Origin of the sequence: Aquabacter sediminis, assembly GCF_028863665.1 — a bacterium.
Taxonomy (GTDB): Bacteria; Pseudomonadota; Alphaproteobacteria; order Rhizobiales; family Xanthobacteraceae; genus L1I39.
Map to the genome: position 1 here is coordinate 459,480 of NZ_JARBFX010000004.1, position 16,059 is coordinate 475,538.

General features: G+C 68.7%; 10 protein-coding genes. 2 read left to right on the forward strand and 8 right to left on the reverse strand.

Going from position 1 to position 16,059, the window contains the following annotated elements; all coding sequences use genetic code 11:
* Window positions 1-11 precede the first annotated feature (11 nt).
* A complete protein-coding gene (locus PV781_RS10370; protein ID WP_274775544.1) occupies window positions 12-2,816 on the reverse strand; it encodes a [protein-PII] uridylyltransferase in 2,805 nt (934 codons plus the stop codon).
* Between the two features lie 434 nt (window positions 2,817-3,250).
* Between PV781_RS10370 and PV781_RS10375 the strand changes: the two genes are divergently transcribed.
* On the forward strand, window positions 3,251-5,551 hold the full coding sequence (locus PV781_RS10375; protein WP_274775545.1) for a transglycosylase domain-containing protein: 2,301 nt from the start codon (window positions 3,251-3,253) through the stop codon (window positions 5,549-5,551).
* A 106-nt stretch (window positions 5,552-5,657) separates the two neighbouring features.
* Here PV781_RS10375 and PV781_RS10380 read toward each other — a convergent pair whose 3' ends face one another.
* The 4 genes from PV781_RS10380 to PV781_RS10395 form a co-directional block, all read right to left on the reverse strand.
* Complete coding sequence (locus tag PV781_RS10380) at window positions 5,658-6,890, reverse strand: amidohydrolase family protein (RefSeq protein ID WP_274775546.1); 1,233 nt, start codon at window positions 6,888-6,890, stop codon at window positions 5,658-5,660.
* 55 nt (window positions 6,891-6,945) lie between these two features.
* Window positions 6,946-9,396: a branched-chain amino acid ABC transporter ATP-binding protein/permease gene (locus tag PV781_RS10385; protein WP_425532383.1), complete on the reverse strand. Its 2,451-nt coding sequence runs from the start codon at window positions 9,394-9,396 to the stop codon at window positions 6,946-6,948.
* 1 nt (window position 9,397) lies between these two features.
* Window positions 9,398-10,267, reverse strand: coding sequence for a branched-chain amino acid ABC transporter permease (locus tag PV781_RS10390; protein WP_274775659.1), 870 nt, complete (start codon window positions 10,265-10,267; stop codon window positions 9,398-9,400).
* Between the two features lie 636 nt (window positions 10,268-10,903).
* Entirely contained in the window at window positions 10,904-12,097 is a 1,194-nt protein-coding gene (locus PV781_RS10395) for an ABC transporter substrate-binding protein (protein WP_425532384.1), read from the reverse strand.
* Window positions 12,098-12,543: 446 nt separating this feature from the next.
* On the opposite strand from PV781_RS10395, the gene PV781_RS10400 reads away from it, so the two are divergent.
* Window positions 12,544-13,242 carry a GntR family transcriptional regulator gene (locus PV781_RS10400; RefSeq protein ID WP_274775547.1) on the forward strand — a complete coding sequence of 233 codons (699 nt, stop codon included), beginning with the start codon at window positions 12,544-12,546 and terminating at the stop codon, window positions 13,240-13,242.
* 6 nt (window positions 13,243-13,248) lie between these two features.
* Here PV781_RS10400 and PV781_RS10405 read toward each other — a convergent pair whose 3' ends face one another.
* From PV781_RS10405 to PV781_RS10415, 3 genes are all read right to left on the reverse strand, one after another.
* Window positions 13,249-14,628 carry an aminotransferase-like domain-containing protein gene (locus PV781_RS10405; RefSeq protein ID WP_274775548.1) on the reverse strand — a complete coding sequence of 460 codons (1,380 nt, stop codon included), beginning with the start codon at window positions 14,626-14,628 and terminating at the stop codon, window positions 13,249-13,251.
* Between the two features lie 62 nt (window positions 14,629-14,690).
* Window positions 14,691-15,080 (reverse strand): DUF983 domain-containing protein, encoded by a 390-nt coding sequence (locus tag PV781_RS10410; RefSeq protein ID WP_274775549.1) that lies wholly within the window; start codon window positions 15,078-15,080, stop codon window positions 14,691-14,693.
* 152 nt (window positions 15,081-15,232) lie between these two features.
* Window positions 15,233-16,042, reverse strand: a complete 810-nt coding sequence (locus tag PV781_RS10415) for a Pnap_2097 family protein (protein ID WP_274775550.1) — start codon at window positions 16,040-16,042, stop codon at window positions 15,233-15,235.
* Window positions 16,043-16,059: the final 17 nt, after the last annotated feature.

A 16,059-nucleotide genomic window follows, 5' to 3' on the forward strand; every position in this document is an offset into this window, starting at 1 on the left:
GGGGCGGGAGATCAGCCCCGCGCCGCGCGGCGCGGGGGCTCTTCCTCGTCGAACGTGCCTTCGAACACGCTGATGAGCGCCCGGCGGATGGCCGACTGGCGGGCGGCGGAGGTGATCTTCGCGCCCATCAGGTCGGTAACGTAGAACACGTCCACCGCCCGCTCGCCGAAGGTGGCCACATGGGCCGAGGCGATGTTGAGGTTGAGGCGCGAAAGCGTGGTGGTCAGCTCGAACAGCAGGCCGGGCCGGTCGAGGCCGGAGACCTCCACCACCGTGTGGCGGTTCGACCAGCTGTTATTGACGGTGACCTCGGGCTCCACCGTGAAGGTGCGTCGTGCCTTGGGCAGCTTGCGGGCCATGACCTCGGGCAGGCGCACGGTGCCGGTGAGCGCCTGCTCGATGGCCTCGCAGATGCGGCCGGCGCGGCGCTCCTCATCCTCGTCCCGGTCAAAGGCGCGGCGCACCGAGATGGTGTCGAGCGCCAGCCCGTCCGTGGTGGTGGAGATCTGAGCGTCCACGATATTGGCGCCCGCCGCCGCGCAGGCCCCGGCGATCACCGCCAAGAGCTTGGGATGATCGGGGGCGAGCACCGTGAATTCGGTGATGCCGCGCGCCTGCTCCATGTCGGCGCGGGTGGAGAGCGCCTTGCCGGCGGCCTCGGTGGCCGCGATGAACCGGGCATGGCGGACCTTGGTGTCCAGGTCCATGCGCAGCCAATAGGGCGGATAATGTCGTGCCGCATAGGCCGCGAAGGCTTCGTCCGACCAGTCCGTCAGCGCATGGCGCAACTGGTTCTGGGCGATCTGCACGCGCTTGCCGCGATCCACTTCCGAGAAGCCGCCCGTGAGCACCGGCTCGGTTTCATAATAAAGGGTCTTGAGAAGCTGGGCCTTCCAGCCGTTCCACACCCCCGGGCCCACCGCGCGGATGTCGGCGGTGGTCAGGATCAGCAGCATCTTCATGCGATCGAGATTTTGCACCACGGCGGCGAAATTCTCGATGGTGCGGCGGTCCGAGAGGTCGCGGGACTGGGCGACCGTGGACATGACCAGGTGCTGCTCCACCAGCCAGGCCACCGTCTCCGTCTCCACCGCATTCAGGCCGAGGCGGGGGCAGATGCGGCGGGCGACGCGAGCGCCGGCGATGGAATGGTCCTCGGGCCGGCCTTTGGCGATGTCGTGCAGCAAGAGCGCCACATAGAGCAAATGGCGCGGCTTGATGGTGCCCATCAATTCGTTGGCCAGCGCATTCTCAGGGTTCGTCTTGCGCTCGATCTCCGAGAGGATGCCGATGCAGCGCAGCAGATGCTCATCCACCGTATAGTGGTGGTACATGTTGAACTGCATCATGGCCACGACCTTGCCGAATTCCGGCAGGAAGCGGCCGAGCACGCCCACTTCGTTCATGCGCCGCAGCACCGTCTCGGGGGCGTTGCGCGAGCACAGCACCTCCAGGAACAGGCGGTTGGCCTCCACGTCCTCGCGCAGCTTGGCGTCGATGAGGGAGAGCGAGCGGGCGGCCAGGCGCAGCGCGTCGGGATGGAAGGCGAGGTCGCGCTTGTCGGCGATGTGGAACATGCGGATCAGATTGATCGGCGCGCGCTCGAAGGCGGCCTCGTCGGCCACGTTCAGTCGCTCATTGTCGATCACGAAATCCGGGGTCTCCTTCAGGCGGGTGCGCTTGGAACCCATGCGCAGGCGCCCCACCATGCCCTTCAGGCCCGGCACCGGCTTGTCGTGCCGCGCCTCCAGCGCCGCCGAGAGAATGGCGGTGAGGTCGCCCACTTCCTTGGCCACCAGGAAATAGTGCTTCATGAAGCGCTCGACATCCCGCTGGCCCGGATGCTCGGTATAGCCCAGGCGCTCGGCCATTTCCCGCTGCACGTCGAAGGACAGGCGCTCCTCTGCCCGGCCGGTGAGGAAATGCAGGTGGCAGCGCACCGACCACAAGAAATCCTCGCAGCGGGTGAACAGGCGCACCTCGTCGCGGGTGAACACGCCCTTGGCCACCAACTCATTGGCGGAGCGCACGCGATAGACGTATTTGGCGATCCAGAACAGGGTGTGCAGGTCGCGCAGGCCGCCCTTGCCGTCCTTGACGTTGGGCTCCACCACATAGCGGGACGAGCCGGCCTTGCGCAGGCGCTCCTCCCGCTCGGCCATCTTGGCGGCGACGAACTCGGCGGCGGTGCCTTCCACCACCTCGGCGTCGAAGCGCTTTTCCAGGTCCTCGAACAGCACCTTCTCGCCCACCAGGAAGCGGGCTTCCAGGATGGAGGTGCGGATGGTGATGTCGGCTCGGGCCTGCCGCAGGCACTCGTCCACCGAGCGGGTGGCATGGCCCACCTTCAGGCCCAGGTCCCACAGCATGTAGAGCACAGCCTCGGCGACGCTCTCGCCCCAGGCGGTCTGCTTGTAGGGCAGCACGAAGAGGATGTCGGTGTCCGATCCCGGCGCCATCATGCCCCGGCCATAGCCGCCCACCGCCACCACCGCCATGCGCTCGGAGCGGGAGGGATTGTCTACGGGGTAGAGCACGGTGGTGGCCACCTCGAAGGCGGCCGCGATCACCGCGTCCTGGAGCGCGGACAGGCGCTGCGAGCAGGTGCGCCCGTGGCCGTCTTCCATCAGCAGCCGTTCCGCCTCGGCGCGGCCTTCGGCCAGCGCCTGCTTCATGCGCGCCACTACGGCCCGGCGCAGGTCGGGCTCCGGCCCCTTGTGGTCGCGGGCGATGGCGAGGACGTCCGCCTTCATCCGGGTGCCGAGGAACGGCTCGGCGATGGTGCGGGAAGACCGGTTCGTCCGCTGCGTACTCATGCGATCCCGACGACCTTGCTGGCGTTGGCCCCAAGCGGGGGGAAGAAATTTGCTTTAACGCAAACAAGGCCCGCCGTCACGGCGCGGCGCGGCATGACCTTTGGGAACCGGTGGCGCGTGCGGCCGGGCCGCTGGGGAAGGTCGCGGGCGCGCCGTTAACCGCCCCTTAAATGGCCGCAATCGAAGGTCGAATAGGGACATCGATCCGGACGGGCCGCACCTTGCCTGTGCCGGGACTGATGACGGATCCGGCGTTCAGGGGCCACGGCGCCCCCGGATCTCCCTGCGTTGGGCGAATCAGGCGTGCGAGAGCCTCGCGCGAGAGCCTGGCCCAGCTTCCGGTGGTTCGGGGCCGCGTCCCCGCCTGTCATCTTCCCGCGTGCACCAAGGCGGAGACGGCGCGTCGAAAGTCAAGGAATGGCGGAAAAAATCAGATGGCGTGGAAAGGCAATGGAGACGGGGAACGGCGCGAGCCCATGCTGGACGCACGCCCCGACTCGCGCTTCGACATCCGCCTCGACGCCAATGACCGCGCCGCCGGCGCACCGCCGAGACTCGACCGGAATTCCGAGCGCAAGCCAGACCGAAAGGGCGAGCGCACCGCCGTCAACCGGGCCGAGCCGCGCCTGTCCGCCCCTCGCGACGCGGCACCGGAGGACCACGTCTCTTCGCCTGACGGGTACGACATGAGCGCCCGGCGCGAGCCGGCACGCGGCGGAAGCGGCAAGTCCACGAAAGGCGCCAGCAAGGCCACGCGGACGCAGAAGGCGCCGCGTCGCCGCAAGCGCGGGTCCTTCCTGTGGTTCTTCATCAAGTGGAGCTTCGTGCTCGGGGTGTGGGCGGTTCTGGTGGTCGGCGGCGTCGTCGCCTACGAGGCTTCCAAGCTGCCGCCCATGCAGACCCTCATGGTGCCCAAGCGCCCGCCCACCGTCATGATCCAGGCGGCGGACGGCAAGCCCTTGGCCACACGCGGCGACATGGGCGGAGCGGCGGTGCCCCTGAAGGAGGTGCCGGCCTATCTGCCCAAGGCCTTCATCGCCATCGAGGACCGGCGCTTCTACGAGCATATGGGCCTCGACCCCCAGGGCCTCGCCCGCGCCATGGCGGCCAACCTCGTCTCCCGGCGGGTGCGGCAAGGCGGCTCGACGCTGACCCAGCAATTGGCCAAGAACCTGTTTTTGACCCAGGAGCGCACCTATTCGCGCAAGATCCAGGAACTGGTGCTGGCGCTCTGGCTGGAGCAGAAATTCACCAAGAACGAGATCCTCGACCTCTATATCAACCGCGTCTATTTCGGCGCTGGCGCCTATGGCGTGGAAGCCGCCGCCCAGCGCTATTTCGGCAAGTCCGCACGCAACGTGACCTTGGCCGAGGCGGCCATGCTGGCGGGCATCGTGAATGCGCCCTCGCGCCTTGCGCCCACCCGCAACCTGAAGGCCGCGCAGGATCGCGCCGCCTTGGTGCTCGCCGCCATGCGCGAGCAGGGTCTCATCACGCCGGACATGGCGGCCGCCGCTTTGTCGCGCCCCGCCGTCCTCGTGCGCCCGGCAGCCCCCGATTCCTCCGGCTATGTGGCCGACTGGGTCATGGACCAGCTGGATTCCTATGTGGGCGAACTGTCCGGCGACGTGGTCGTGCGCACCACCATCGACGCCGCACTTCAGGGGGCCGCCCAGTCCGCGCTCACCGATACGCTGGCCAAATCCGGCGGCAAGTATGGGGTGGGGCAGGGGGCGCTCGTCTCCCTCGACACGGACGGGGCGGTCAAGGCGCTGGTGGGCGGCAAATCCTATGAGGAGAGCCAGTATAACCGCGCCGTGGTGGCCCGCCGTCAGCCCGGCTCCTCCTTCAAGCCCTTCATCTATCTGACCGCGCTGGAGCATGGCCTGACCCCCGACACGGTGCGCGAGGACGCACCCATCCAGCTGAAGGGCTGGCGGCCGGAAAACTCCACCCACGATTATCGCGGGCCGGTCACCTTGCAGCAGGCGCTCGCTCTGTCGCTCAACACCGTGTCGGTGCGCCTGGTGCTGGAAGTGGGCCCCAAGGCGGTGGTGGCCACCGCCAAGCGGCTCGGCATCACCTCCAACCTCGATCCCAACCCTTCCATCGCGCTGGGCACGTCGGAAGTCTCGGTGCTGGAGATGGCGGCGGCCTATACGCCCTTCGCCAATGGCGGCATCGGCGTCATTCCCTATGTGATCGACAATGTGAAGGCGGCCAACGGCAAGGTGCTCTATGCCCGCGCGGGCCAGGGGCCGGGACGGGTGATCGCGCCCGAATATGTCGGCGAGATGAACCGCATGATGCAGGACGTGCTGATCGCCGGCACCGGCCGACGGGCCGAACTGCCCGGCTGGCAGGCGGGCGGCAAGACCGGCACCTCGCAGGATTATCGCGACGCCTGGTTCGTGGGCTACACCGCCCGCTACGTCACCGCCGTGTGGTTGGGCAATGACGATTCCTCGCCCACCAAGAAGGCCTCCGGCGCCAATCTGCCCGCCGAGATCTGGAGCCGCTACATGAAGGTGGCGCACCAGGGCATCCCGGTGGCCGAGCTGCCGGGCGGGGGCCGCGCGCCCGGCTTCGGCTTCCCCTTCCCGCAGGGTGGCCAGCCCGACGATTTGCCGCCCGCCGTGGTCGGCTCCATCCCCCAGCAGGCGCCCCCGCAGCAGCAGGAGCCCATGACGCTGGACCGCTGGTTCGTGGACACGTTCCTGGGCGGGCGGCGATAGAGCATTTCCGAGCGAAGTGGGATCCGGTTCGCGTGAAGGAAATGCGTCAAACCAACGAGTTAGAGCGCTTCAGCGTTTCCGCGAAACTCTGAAGCGCTCCAGGCTCCTATTCCGGCTGGTGGAGCGTCGGGGCCGGGCGGGTCACCGTGCGGCGGCCGGCCTTCATGGCGAAGAGCGGCTGCGCCAGTTCCGCCACCGCCTGGGCGCGGCTCTCGCAGGCGAGCGCCACCAGGTTCGCCGGATGGCCCACTTCGATGCCGTAATCGGCCACGTTCATCAGCTTGGCGGATGACGCGCTCACCATGTCCAGGCAATCGGCCATGCCGGCGGGCGTGCCCACCTGGGCGACATTGGCATAGAGGTTGGCGATGCGCACCGTGGAGCAATCGCCGAAGGGGGTGAAGGGGTTCAGCACATTGTTGGTGGAGAGGGAGCAGGTGACCCCGATCTCCTTCAGCTTGTGCGCCAGCGCCACCCCGCGCGGGACATTGTGATCGTACTCCCGGCCGATCAGGAACAGGTCGGTGGAGGGCAGGGCTGTCAGTGCAACCCCGGCTTCCGCCAGGCGCTTGCCCAGCTCCATGAGGCGCGGTTCCGGCACGGCGGAGAGCTTGGTTACATGGCCGATGGCCACCCGCCCGCTCCAGCCCGTTTCTTCCGCCAGCCGGCACACTTCCAAGAGATCCAGGTGCGAGGGGTCGAGGCCGAAATCCAGGTGGAAGTCGATGTCCACGTTGAAGCGCTGGGCGAGCGCGAAGATGCGGGCGATCTGGCCGTGGCTGTCCTTGTCCATGTAGGGCGCGCCGCCCACCACGTCCGCGCCGGCCTCCAGCGCCGCCACCATCACGTCCTCGCAGCCGGGGTCATCCAGGAGGCCTTCCTGCGGGAAGACGCACAGCTTCAGGTCGATGGCCCAGGCATAGGCCTGCTTCAGCTTCAACAGGGCCTTCACTGAGGTGAGCCCGATGCGCGGGTCCACCTCCACATGGGTACGCATGCGCTGGGTGCCCTGGAGGATGGCCTTTTCCAGCGTGCGGGAGGCGCGCTCATAGACGTCCTCCTCGGTAAAGCCCTTCTTGGCGGCGGCCACTGCCGCGATGGCCTCGTCCAGCGTGCCCTTCTGGCACTGGCAGCGGCCGAGCAGGCAGGATTTGTCGAGATGAATGTGGGTCTCGCAGAAGCCCGGAACCACCAGGCGGCCGCCCAGATCCTCCTGCGGCCCATCTGCCTCCAGCTTCACCTCAATGGCGGCGAACCGGCCATCCTTGATGCCGATGTCGAAAAGCGTGTCCTCCCGGCCGGCGATGCGGGCATTGCGGAAGATGTGATCGAGGCTCATGGGAAAGGGCTCCTTGAAATCGATTGGGCCGCCGGGACCTATTGGGCGGCGGGACCTATTGGGCCGCCGGTTTGGCGCCGAGATAGGCGGCTTCGAGCGCCGCATCGCCGGTCAGCTCCGCCGCGCTGCCGGCCTTCACCACCCGCCCGCTTTCCAGCACATAGGCCCGGTCGGCGACGGTGAGGGCGAGGGCGGCCATCTGGTCCACCAGGAGGATGGTCACGCCCTCCTCGCGCAGCTCGGCGAGCACGTCGAACACCTCGTTGATGATGGCCGGGGCAAGTCCCAAGGACGGCTCGTCCAGCAGGAGGATATCGGGCTTCGCCATCAGGCCGCGGGCGAGCGCCAGCATCTGCTGCTCGCCGCCCGAGAGAAGGCCCGCCCGGCTGGCGATGCGCTCCTTCAGGCGCGGGAAGCGGGCGAGCTGGGCGGCAAGGTCGCGCTCCAGGGTGGCGGCATCGGGGGCATCCCGGCGGGACGTGGCGCCCAGCAGGATGTTGTCGCGCACGGTGAGTTCCGGGAACACCTGCCGGCCCTCCGGCACCAGTGCCAGCCCCATGCGGGCGATGCGGTGCGCGGATAGAGACGAGATGCGCACGTCTTTCAGCACGATGTCGCCGCCAACCGGCCGCAGCAGGCCGGTCAGCGCCTTCATGGCGGTGGACTTGCCCGCGCCATTGGCGCCGAGCAGCGCTACCAGCTCGCCCGGCCGCACCTCCACGTCGACGTCTTCCAGCACCGGGGCGGCGCCATAGCCGGCGGTGAGGCGGAGCGCGGTGAGCACGGCGTCGCGCGGCCCGTCCCAGGGCGCCGCGCGGCCGCGGGCGCGGGTCTGCGTGCCACCCAGATAGGCGGCGATCACCTGCGGGTTCTCGCGGATGGCGGCGGGCGATCCGGCGGCGATGGGGCGCCCCGCATCCAGCACCACCACATGGTCGGAAATGCCCATGACCATGGCCATGTCATGCTCCACCAGGATGACGGCGATGCCGGCGTCCGCGATGCGCCGCAGGAGCCCGCTCAGGGCATCCTTGTCCGCCCGCATGAGGCCGGCGGCGGGTTCGTCCAGCAGCAGCACGCGGGGGCGGGTGGCGAGCGCCCGGGCGATCTCCACCAGGCGCCGGTCCACATGGGGCAGATCGTCGGCACGGGCGGCCAGCGCCCCGGCATAGCCCACGAAGGCGAGCAGGGCCTCGGCGGTGGCGGCATCGGCGCCGGCGATGCGGACATTCTCCAGCACCGAGAGCGTGCCGAACAGCTGGGTGGTCTGGTAGGTGCGGGCGATGCCGGCGCGGGCCACCTGATAGGCCGGCGCGCCGGCCAGGTCCTTGCCCTCACCGAGGCGGATGGAGCCGGCATCGGGCCGGTAGAAGCCGCCGATCATGTTGAGGACCGTGGTCTTGCCGGCCCCATTCGGGCCGATGACGGAGGTCACCGCTCCCGGCTGAGCCTCAAAGCTCACCCCCGCCGCCGCCTTCACCCCGCCGAAGGAAATGCCGAGCCCCTCCACACGCAGCGGGGCGGCATTCTCCGGCCTGAGCCAGGACATAGGCACGGGCAGGCCGTCGCGCGCCGCGCGCGGGTCGGGCCGGCGCAGGCGGGCGAGGAGGCCCACAATGCCCTCCGGCGCGATCCACAGCACCGCCAGCAGCAGTGCGCCGAACAGCAGCAGGCGATATTCGGCGAGGCCAGAGAGCAGTTCCGGCAGCCCCGCCACCACCAGTGCGCCCAGCACCGGGCCGAGCACGGTTCCCGCCCCGCCCAGCACCACGGCGAACAGGAACAGGATGGATTGCGAGAAGGGAAAGGAGCCCGGGCTGATGAACATGAGGAGCGGCGCGAACACCGCGCCCGCCAGTCCCGCCAATGCCGCCGAAAGCGCAAAGGCCAGCGTCTTCAGGCTCACCGGATTGAGCCCCACGGATTGCGCCGCCACCTCGCTGTCGCGCACCGCCCGCATGGCGCGCCCGAGCCGGCTGCCCGCCAGCGCCCAGAAGCCGAGAAGGCATAGAGTGGCAAGGAAAAGTGCCAGCAGCGCCATTTCCCGCTCGGCAAACATGATCGGGCCCACCACCGGCGGCAGGATGCCCATGAGGCCGTTGGCGCCGCCGGTGACGTCCTTCCACTCGATCAGCGCATGCTCGACGATGAAGGCAAACGCGATGGTGACCATGGCCAGATAGGGCCCGGACACCCGGAGCGCCGGCAGCGCCAGAAGCGCGCCCAGCGCGGCGGCCACCAGCACCGCCAGCGGCAGGGCGGCGAAGAAGTCCCAGCCCTTCAGGATCAAGATGCCTTCCACATAGGCGCCGATGGCATAGAAGCCCACATGGCCGAGCGACACCTGCCCTGCGAGGCCGAGCAGGATGTTGAGGCCCACGCCCACGATGATGGTGAGCGCGATGAGAGCGATCACGAATTGCGTGTAGCTCTCCGCCATGAAGCAGAAGGTGGCGACGGCGACGGAGCCGAGGAGGATGGCGAGGGGCAGGAGGAAGCGTCCCATCTCACACCTTCTTCACGGCGGCCCGGCCGAACAGGCCGTTGGGCAGGAAGGCGAGGGCGGCGATGACCGCCGAGAAGACGAGGATCTGAGTGTAAGAAGAGCCCAGATAGGCGGTGATGAGCGCTTCCGCGAGGCCATAGAGGAACCCCGCCACCATGATGCCCGTGGCCGAACCGATGCCCCCCAGGATCGCCACCGCGAACGCCTTGATGCCGAACATCAGCCCCATGTCGGAGGCCACCGACAGCAGGGGCGCGATCAGCATGCCCGCCACCGCCGCCAGCACCGCCGAGGCGGCAAAGGAGAGCGCGATGGCCCGCTTCACGTCGATGCCCATGAGGCGGGCGGCGGACGGGTTCTGCACCACCGCCAGGAGGCGCTTGCCGGCCTTGGTGTGGCGCAACAGCACATGGAGGCCGGCGGCGATGGCGATGCCCACGACGGGGATAGTGAGCTGGAGCGGATAGACGCCAGCGCCAAACAGGCTCACCGGCTTGGTGGCCAGCAGAGAGGGCAGGGAGCGGGGCTCCTTGCCGAAGGTGAACATCACCGCATTGTCGAGGATGATGCCGCCCGCCACCGTCGCCATTAGCCAGGCATTGGAACCGCGCGCCGCGAACGGGCGGACGAGAAAGCGCTCCACCACCAGGCCGAACAGCGCCGCCAAGGCCAGCGCGCCGATGATTGCCACCGCCAGGGGCGCGCCGAGCGTCACCCACAGGGTGTAGCAGAGCACGGCTCCCAGCATCACCGAGGAACCCTGCGAGAAATTGACGGTGTTCGAGACCGCGTAGGTGACGTGATAGCCGAGCGCGATCAGCCCATACATGGCCCCAAGCGAGAGGCCGGAGACCAAAGCGGAGACGATCAGCATTCGGGGTTCCTCGTTCTTCTTGGTGGCGGGCGATCGGCGCCCTTGGGCAGGCTTGCTTCAGGCAAACCCTGGCCTCTTGGTGGGCCCGCTTCGATTTCACCCTCTCCCGCGTGCGGGGGAGGGCAGGGAGGGGGAGCGCGCGCATTGTCGGCGCACCGTGCCTCCGTGTGGTCCGGCCCCCTCCCCATCCCTCCCCCGCACGCGGGAGAGGGGGCAGGGCGCGCCGGCGTTGACGTTTGTCCAGGTGCCCTTGCAGGGGATGCGCCCCAACAGCCCCGTGCACGTTCTCCAATTTCACCCTCTCCCGCTTGCGGGGGAGGGCAGGGAGGGGGAGCGCGCGCATTGTCGGCGCACCGTGCCTCCGTCTGGTCCCGCCCCCTCCCCATCCCTCCCCCGCACGCGGGAGAGGGGGCAGGGCGCGCCAGCGTTGACGTTTGTCCAGGTGCCCGGGCCTTGCAGGGGATGCGCCCCAACAGCCCCGCGCACGTTCTCCACTTTCACCCTCTCCCGCGTGCGGGGGAGGGCAGGGAGGGGGAGCGCGCGCAGTGTCGGCGCACCATGCCTCCGTCTGGTCCGGCCCCCTCCCCATCCCTCCCCCGCACGCGGGAGAGGGGGCAGGGCGCCCGCGCCGCCTCAGTTCACGGGCACGATCTCGGCGCCCTTGAAGTGGGTGAACATGTAGTCGTCCTTGGAGAGCGCATCCTGGTTCTCCGGCGAGAAGGGCTTCGCATAGGTCTTGATGAGACCCTCATAGGTGCCGATCTCGTAGAAGGCCTTGCGCAGCGCCGGGCCGTCGGTGGTGCCGGCCTTGGCGATGGCGAGCGCCAGCAGGTGCATGGCGTCATAGGCATTGGCGATGCCCACCGCCGGGGTCACGTCGGCGAGCGTGGTGATCTGCGGATACTTGGTCTTCAGCGCCGCCAGCACCACTTCGCCCTTCTTGGAGAGATTGCCCGAGAAGGAATAGGTCTGGACCATGCGCACCTTTTCCGCGCTCGGGCCGCCCAGCTCCGTGAAGCGCCCGCCCGCCGGGCCCCAATGGGAGACCACCGGCACGTCCCAGCCCATGCGATCGAGCGACTTGACCACCTGCGCGGCCGGCTGGACGTTGGCGACCAGGAAGATGGTGTCGGCGCCCGCCTCCTTCAGGCGGGTGAGCTGGGGCACCATGTCCACGTCGTTATTGTCGAACTTCTCGGCGCCGGCGACGGTGAGGTTGGCGGCGGCGGCCGCGGCTTTCAGGCCCTTCTCATTGCCCTCGCCCCAGGGATTGTTGATGAGCATGAGGCCGGGCTTCTTGGTCTTGTAGGTCTTCATGCCGTAATCGATCATGGCCTGGTCGACCAATTCGTCCACGGCCGAGACGCGGAACACGTAATTCTCCGCCGCCCCGTTGCGGGTGATGGCGGTGCCGGCCGCCCACACGCCGATGAAGGGCACCTTGGCCTGGTTGGCGAAGGGCACGATGGCCAGCGACACCGGCGTGTCGATGCCGCCGAAGAAGGCGGCGACCTTTTCCTTCTGTACCAGCTCGCGGGCGGCCACCACGCCCTTGGCGGGGTTGCTCTCATCGTCGCGGCGGATCAGCTCGATCTTCTTGCCGAGCACGCCGCCGGCGCCGTTGATCTCGTCAATGGCCACTTCCAGGCCGCGCGTGATGGCTTCGCCGGACTTGGCGGACTGGCCCGAGAGGGCGGCGACGAGGCCCACCTTGATGGTGTCATCGGCGCGGGCCGCACCGCCCATCACCAGAGCGGCGCCGAGGCCGAGCATGGCGGCGCGGCGGGTGAAGGCGGGAAACTTTCGATGCTGCGAGGACCTGCTCATGGGGATCACTCCTCTCCCGGACGTCACGTCCCCTTCCGCAAGCATCGTGCCAGGGGGCGCCAGCACTGGACTCGCCGCTCTTGTGCCGGAGGGAGGGGCAGGCGGGTTCGACCTGGAGCATCCAATCGCCCAATCATTGGGCATTTTGTGCACGAAGGATAGTCAAAATCGTATACGATTTATGGGCGGCGTGATCTCTTTCGCCCGTATCATGGGGTGATTTCCTCTGCTGCCGTCATGGCCGGGCTTGTCCCGGCCATCCACGGGGATTGGCCAGGCGCACGTGAAACAAGTTTTGCCTCGCGGAGAGGCGTGGATGCCCGGGACAAGCCCGGGCATGACGGTGGCAGGAGTGCACGAAATGTGTGCCTAAAATCGTATACGATTTTCTCTCATCTTGAGCCGCAAACGCTCTCGTGCCATTCAAAGGTGGAATGGAGACCCAGATGAAGCAGCGGGGCGAGCGAGTCGACGCGATCTATGCGGGCCTGCGCCTCGCCATCCTGGAGCAGGTGCTCCAGCCGGGCATGAAGCTTCCCGAGGATGCCATTGGCGAGCAGTTCGGCGCCAGCCGCACGGTGGTGCGCCGCGCCCTGGAACTGCTGGCCAGCGAGGAACTGGTGGACATCCGACCCAATCGCGGCGCCACCGTCGCCAAGCCCTCGCTGGAAGAGGCGCGCGATCTCTTCAGCGTGCGGCAGGATGTGGAGCAATTGGTCATCCGCCGCCTGTGCGGCAATCTCACCCCCGCCCAGGTGAAGCGCCTGGATGCCCAGATCGCAGCGGAGGAAAAGGCCCATCGGGAAGGCCGGCCGGAATATATCCGTCATGCCGCCGAGTTCCATCTGGTGCTCGCCGAGATGACCGGCTCGCCTCTGCTCGCCCGCTATATGCGCCAATTGGTGGGGCGCAGCGCCCTGATCCTCGGCCTCTACGGTCGCCCGCGCTGGACCGATTGCTCGGTGCAGGAACATCGCGATCTCGTGGCCTGCCTCGTCTCCGGCGACCGGGACCGGCTGGAGCATCTCATGCACGACCATCTGGAGGCCGTGCTCACCCGCGCCATCGAGACCGCCGGCCGCGACAAGGACCGCATCCTGCGCGACCTCCTCGCGCCTTATGCGGACGCTTCGCGGGGCGCTTAGCCGCCCTTACACCACCACCCGCAGCGGCGCCGCCGGGCGGGCGAGCAGAGCCGCGAGCAAAGCGAGGCCGTCCTCTAGCGCGCCGCGATCCGGCGCGACGCCCAGGGACAGTCGCACCGCCTCTTCCGCCGGGGTGCCGATGGCAAAGGCGGAGCCGGCCACGATGGACACGCCCGCCCGGTCCGCATGTTCAGCGAAATCGGCCGCGCGCCAGTGGGAGGGAAGGCGCAGCCAGACATGATGGCCGTGCGGGTCGGCGGCGAAGGCGTGGCCTTTCAGCGCCGCCCGCGCAAGCGCCTGGCGGGCCGTGTTCTCCGCCCGGATGGCGCGGGTCAGCAGGTCCAGCGTGCCATCGAGAATCCAGCGACTCGCCAGCGCCGCCATGAGCGGCGGGGCCATCAGGCTGGTGGCGCGCAAGATGCCCGCGAGCCGCTCCGCCGCGTGGGCATCGGGCGCGACCACATAAGCGGTGCGCAAGGCGGGGGTGGCGCATTTGGAGAGGGTGGCGATGTGCCAGCACCGCTCGGGCGCCAGCGCCGCAAGCGGCGGGATGTGCGCCGGGCAGAGCGGGGCGTAGGGATCATCCTCGATCACCGCCAGATCGTGCCGGCGGGCGAGGTCCGCCAGCGCCTGACGGCGGGCGGCGGGCAAGGTGGCGGTGGTGGGATTGTCGAGGGTGGGAATGAGATAGAGCGCGCGCGGCGTGCCGGTGCGGCAGGCGGCTTCCACCGCTTCCGGGCGGATGCCGTCCCCATCCATGGCCAGCGGCATCAGGCGCAGGCCCCGCTGGGCCGCCACGGCCTTGAGGCCGGGATAGGTGACATCTCCGGCCAGCAGCACGTCGCCCGGCTTCAGGAGCGCGTCGCAGACTGCGAACAGCGCGCATTGCGCTCCGCCGGCCACCACCAGGCGCTCCGCCGTCACATCCGGCAGCCGGCCAGAGAGCCAGCGCGCGCCCGCGGCCCGATCGGCGGGGGTGCCGGTGCTGTCCTGATAGTGCAGGGTGAGGAGACCGCGCGGGCCGGCCAGCAGGCTTGCCATGGCCTCGGGAATGCGGCGGGCGAACTGCGCCTCGTCGGGCTGGGGCGGGATGTTCATGCTCAGATCAATGAGCGGGCGGGGGGCGGGCATCTCGCCCGGCGCCGCAAGTGCCTCGCTCACGAAGGTGCCGCGCCCGGCCTGGGCGTCCACCAGCCCCCTTCGGCGCGCCTCGTTGAAGGCACGAGTGACGGTGGTGAGGTCCACGTCGAGGGCTTCGGCGATGGCCCGCTGGGGCGGCAGGCGATCGCCCCGCGCCACGCGGCCGGAGCGGATGTCCGCCTCCAGCGCGTCCACGATGCCGAGATATTTCAGCCGTGCGCCCGCCAGGACCCTGGGGTGCCACATGCTTCTTTTCCCCCGCCGCGATCCGGACATTGAGCTAGCATGTATGGATAAGGGGCGAAAGCTCAGCCTTCCTCGCGCAGCACCCGGCGGCCTTCCTCGGCCTTGTAATAATATTGGCTGGCCACCAGCCACCCCTTCAGCGGTCGCAAGGGCGGGATGCAGGTGAGCAGCATCACCGGCAAAGTGGTGACCAGATGCACCCAATAGGGTGCTTCATAGGCCACCTCGATCCAGATGCCGAACACCACCGAGGGAATGCAGGCAAAACAGATGACGAAGAAGGCCGGGCCATCAGCCGGGTCGGCAAAGGAATAGTCCAGGCCGCACACGTCGCAGGACTTGCGCAGGGTCAGGAAGCCGTTGAACAGCTTGCCCTCGCCACAGCGGGGGCAGCGGCCGCGCAGGCCGGCCCGCATGGGGGAGAGCGGCGGCCAGTGGCGGGTCTGGGACATGGAACGCTCCTTGGGGCGCGCGCTCTCAGGGGGGAGGGGTGAGCCGATGTCCGGCTTTGCACCCTCGGCGCCGTGAATGCCCGTATTTAATCCATACAATGCGCCGTTGTAAATCTAATGAGCCATACAATTTAGGGACCTCAGCCCCGCCCTCAGGGCGCGGCCGGAGACTTCACGGCGACCATCTCCGCCAGGAGCGCATGATCCCCGGCGCGCACAAGGCGCGTGGCGCAGACCGTGCGTCCGTGGGGGGCATCGGCCAGTTGGGTCAGGATCTCAACCGCGTCGCCCGGATCGATGTTCCCGTGATAGGCGACGTGCCGGCTGCGCGTGACGGTGGCGCGGGCGGGGGCATGGGAAAACAGCGCCCGCTCGGCGAGGCCCACATAGCTGGAAAAATAGAGAAAGCCGGCGCCGTTGAAATCCTCTGCCGGGCAGGGGGTGAAGGCGAGCCGCTCGCCGTCCGGCGCCTGCGGCACGGCCAGCGGCGCCGGCCGTGCGCCATCCCATTCGGGCAGGTCGGCAAGGCCCGGCACTTCGACGCGGCAGATGCGGCGGTTGCTCGTCGCTTCCCGCCGCACGAAGGCGGAAACGAGCGTGGCGGTGCCCGCCGGCGCGCCGTCCAGCATCAAGGCGTGACGGCTCAGCACCTGCGTGCGCGAGAGCCGCCACAGATGGGAGCGCACCGCCAGCCGCCCATCCTCCCGTGCCGCATCGAGGCAAAGCCCCTCAAGGCTCACATGCCGGAAGGCGGCATAGACCCGCGTGCCGCTGCGGTCGGCGATGCGGGAGGGCGGGCAGCCCAATTGGCGGGCCAGCATCTGCCAGTGGGCATCCCCCAGGTGTCGCAGCAGCCAGGTCTCCGACAGACCGCCGGGGACCAGATGCGGCATGCCCAGATGCACAGAACCCTCAAGGCCGGGATCGGGCACGAGGCGGGAAAGCGGGGGCAGAAGGCTCATGTCTTGCCCGCCTTTTC

Excerpts from the sequence above, each read along its gene's own strand:
- PV781_RS10395 (WP_425532384.1), bottom strand. The coding sequence starts at position 12,097 with ATGAGCAGGTCCTCGCAGCATCGAAAGTTTCCCGCCTTCACCCGCCGC.
- PV781_RS10405 (WP_274775548.1), bottom strand. The coding sequence starts at position 14,628 with ATGTGGCACCCCAGGGTCCTGGCGGGCGCACGGCTGAAATATCTCGGC.
- PV781_RS10415 (WP_274775550.1), bottom strand. The coding sequence starts at position 16,042 with ATGAGCCTTCTGCCCCCGCTTTCCCGCCTCGTGCCCGATCCCGGCCTT.
- PV781_RS10410 (WP_274775549.1), bottom strand. The coding sequence starts at position 15,080 with ATGTCCCAGACCCGCCACTGGCCGCCGCTCTCCCCCATGCGGGCCGGC.
- PV781_RS10370 (WP_274775544.1), bottom strand. The coding sequence starts at position 2,816 with ATGAGTACGCAGCGGACGAACCGGTCTTCCCGCACCATCGCCGAGCCG.
- PV781_RS10375 (WP_274775545.1), top strand. The coding sequence starts at position 3,251 with ATGGCGTGGAAAGGCAATGGAGACGGGGAACGGCGCGAGCCCATGCTG.
- PV781_RS10380 (WP_274775546.1), bottom strand. The coding sequence starts at position 6,890 with ATGAGCCTCGATCACATCTTCCGCAATGCCCGCATCGCCGGCCGGGAG.
- PV781_RS10400 (WP_274775547.1), top strand. The coding sequence starts at position 12,544 with ATGAAGCAGCGGGGCGAGCGAGTCGACGCGATCTATGCGGGCCTGCGC.
- PV781_RS10385 (WP_425532383.1), bottom strand. The coding sequence starts at position 9,396 with ATGGGACGCTTCCTCCTGCCCCTCGCCATCCTCCTCGGCTCCGTCGCC.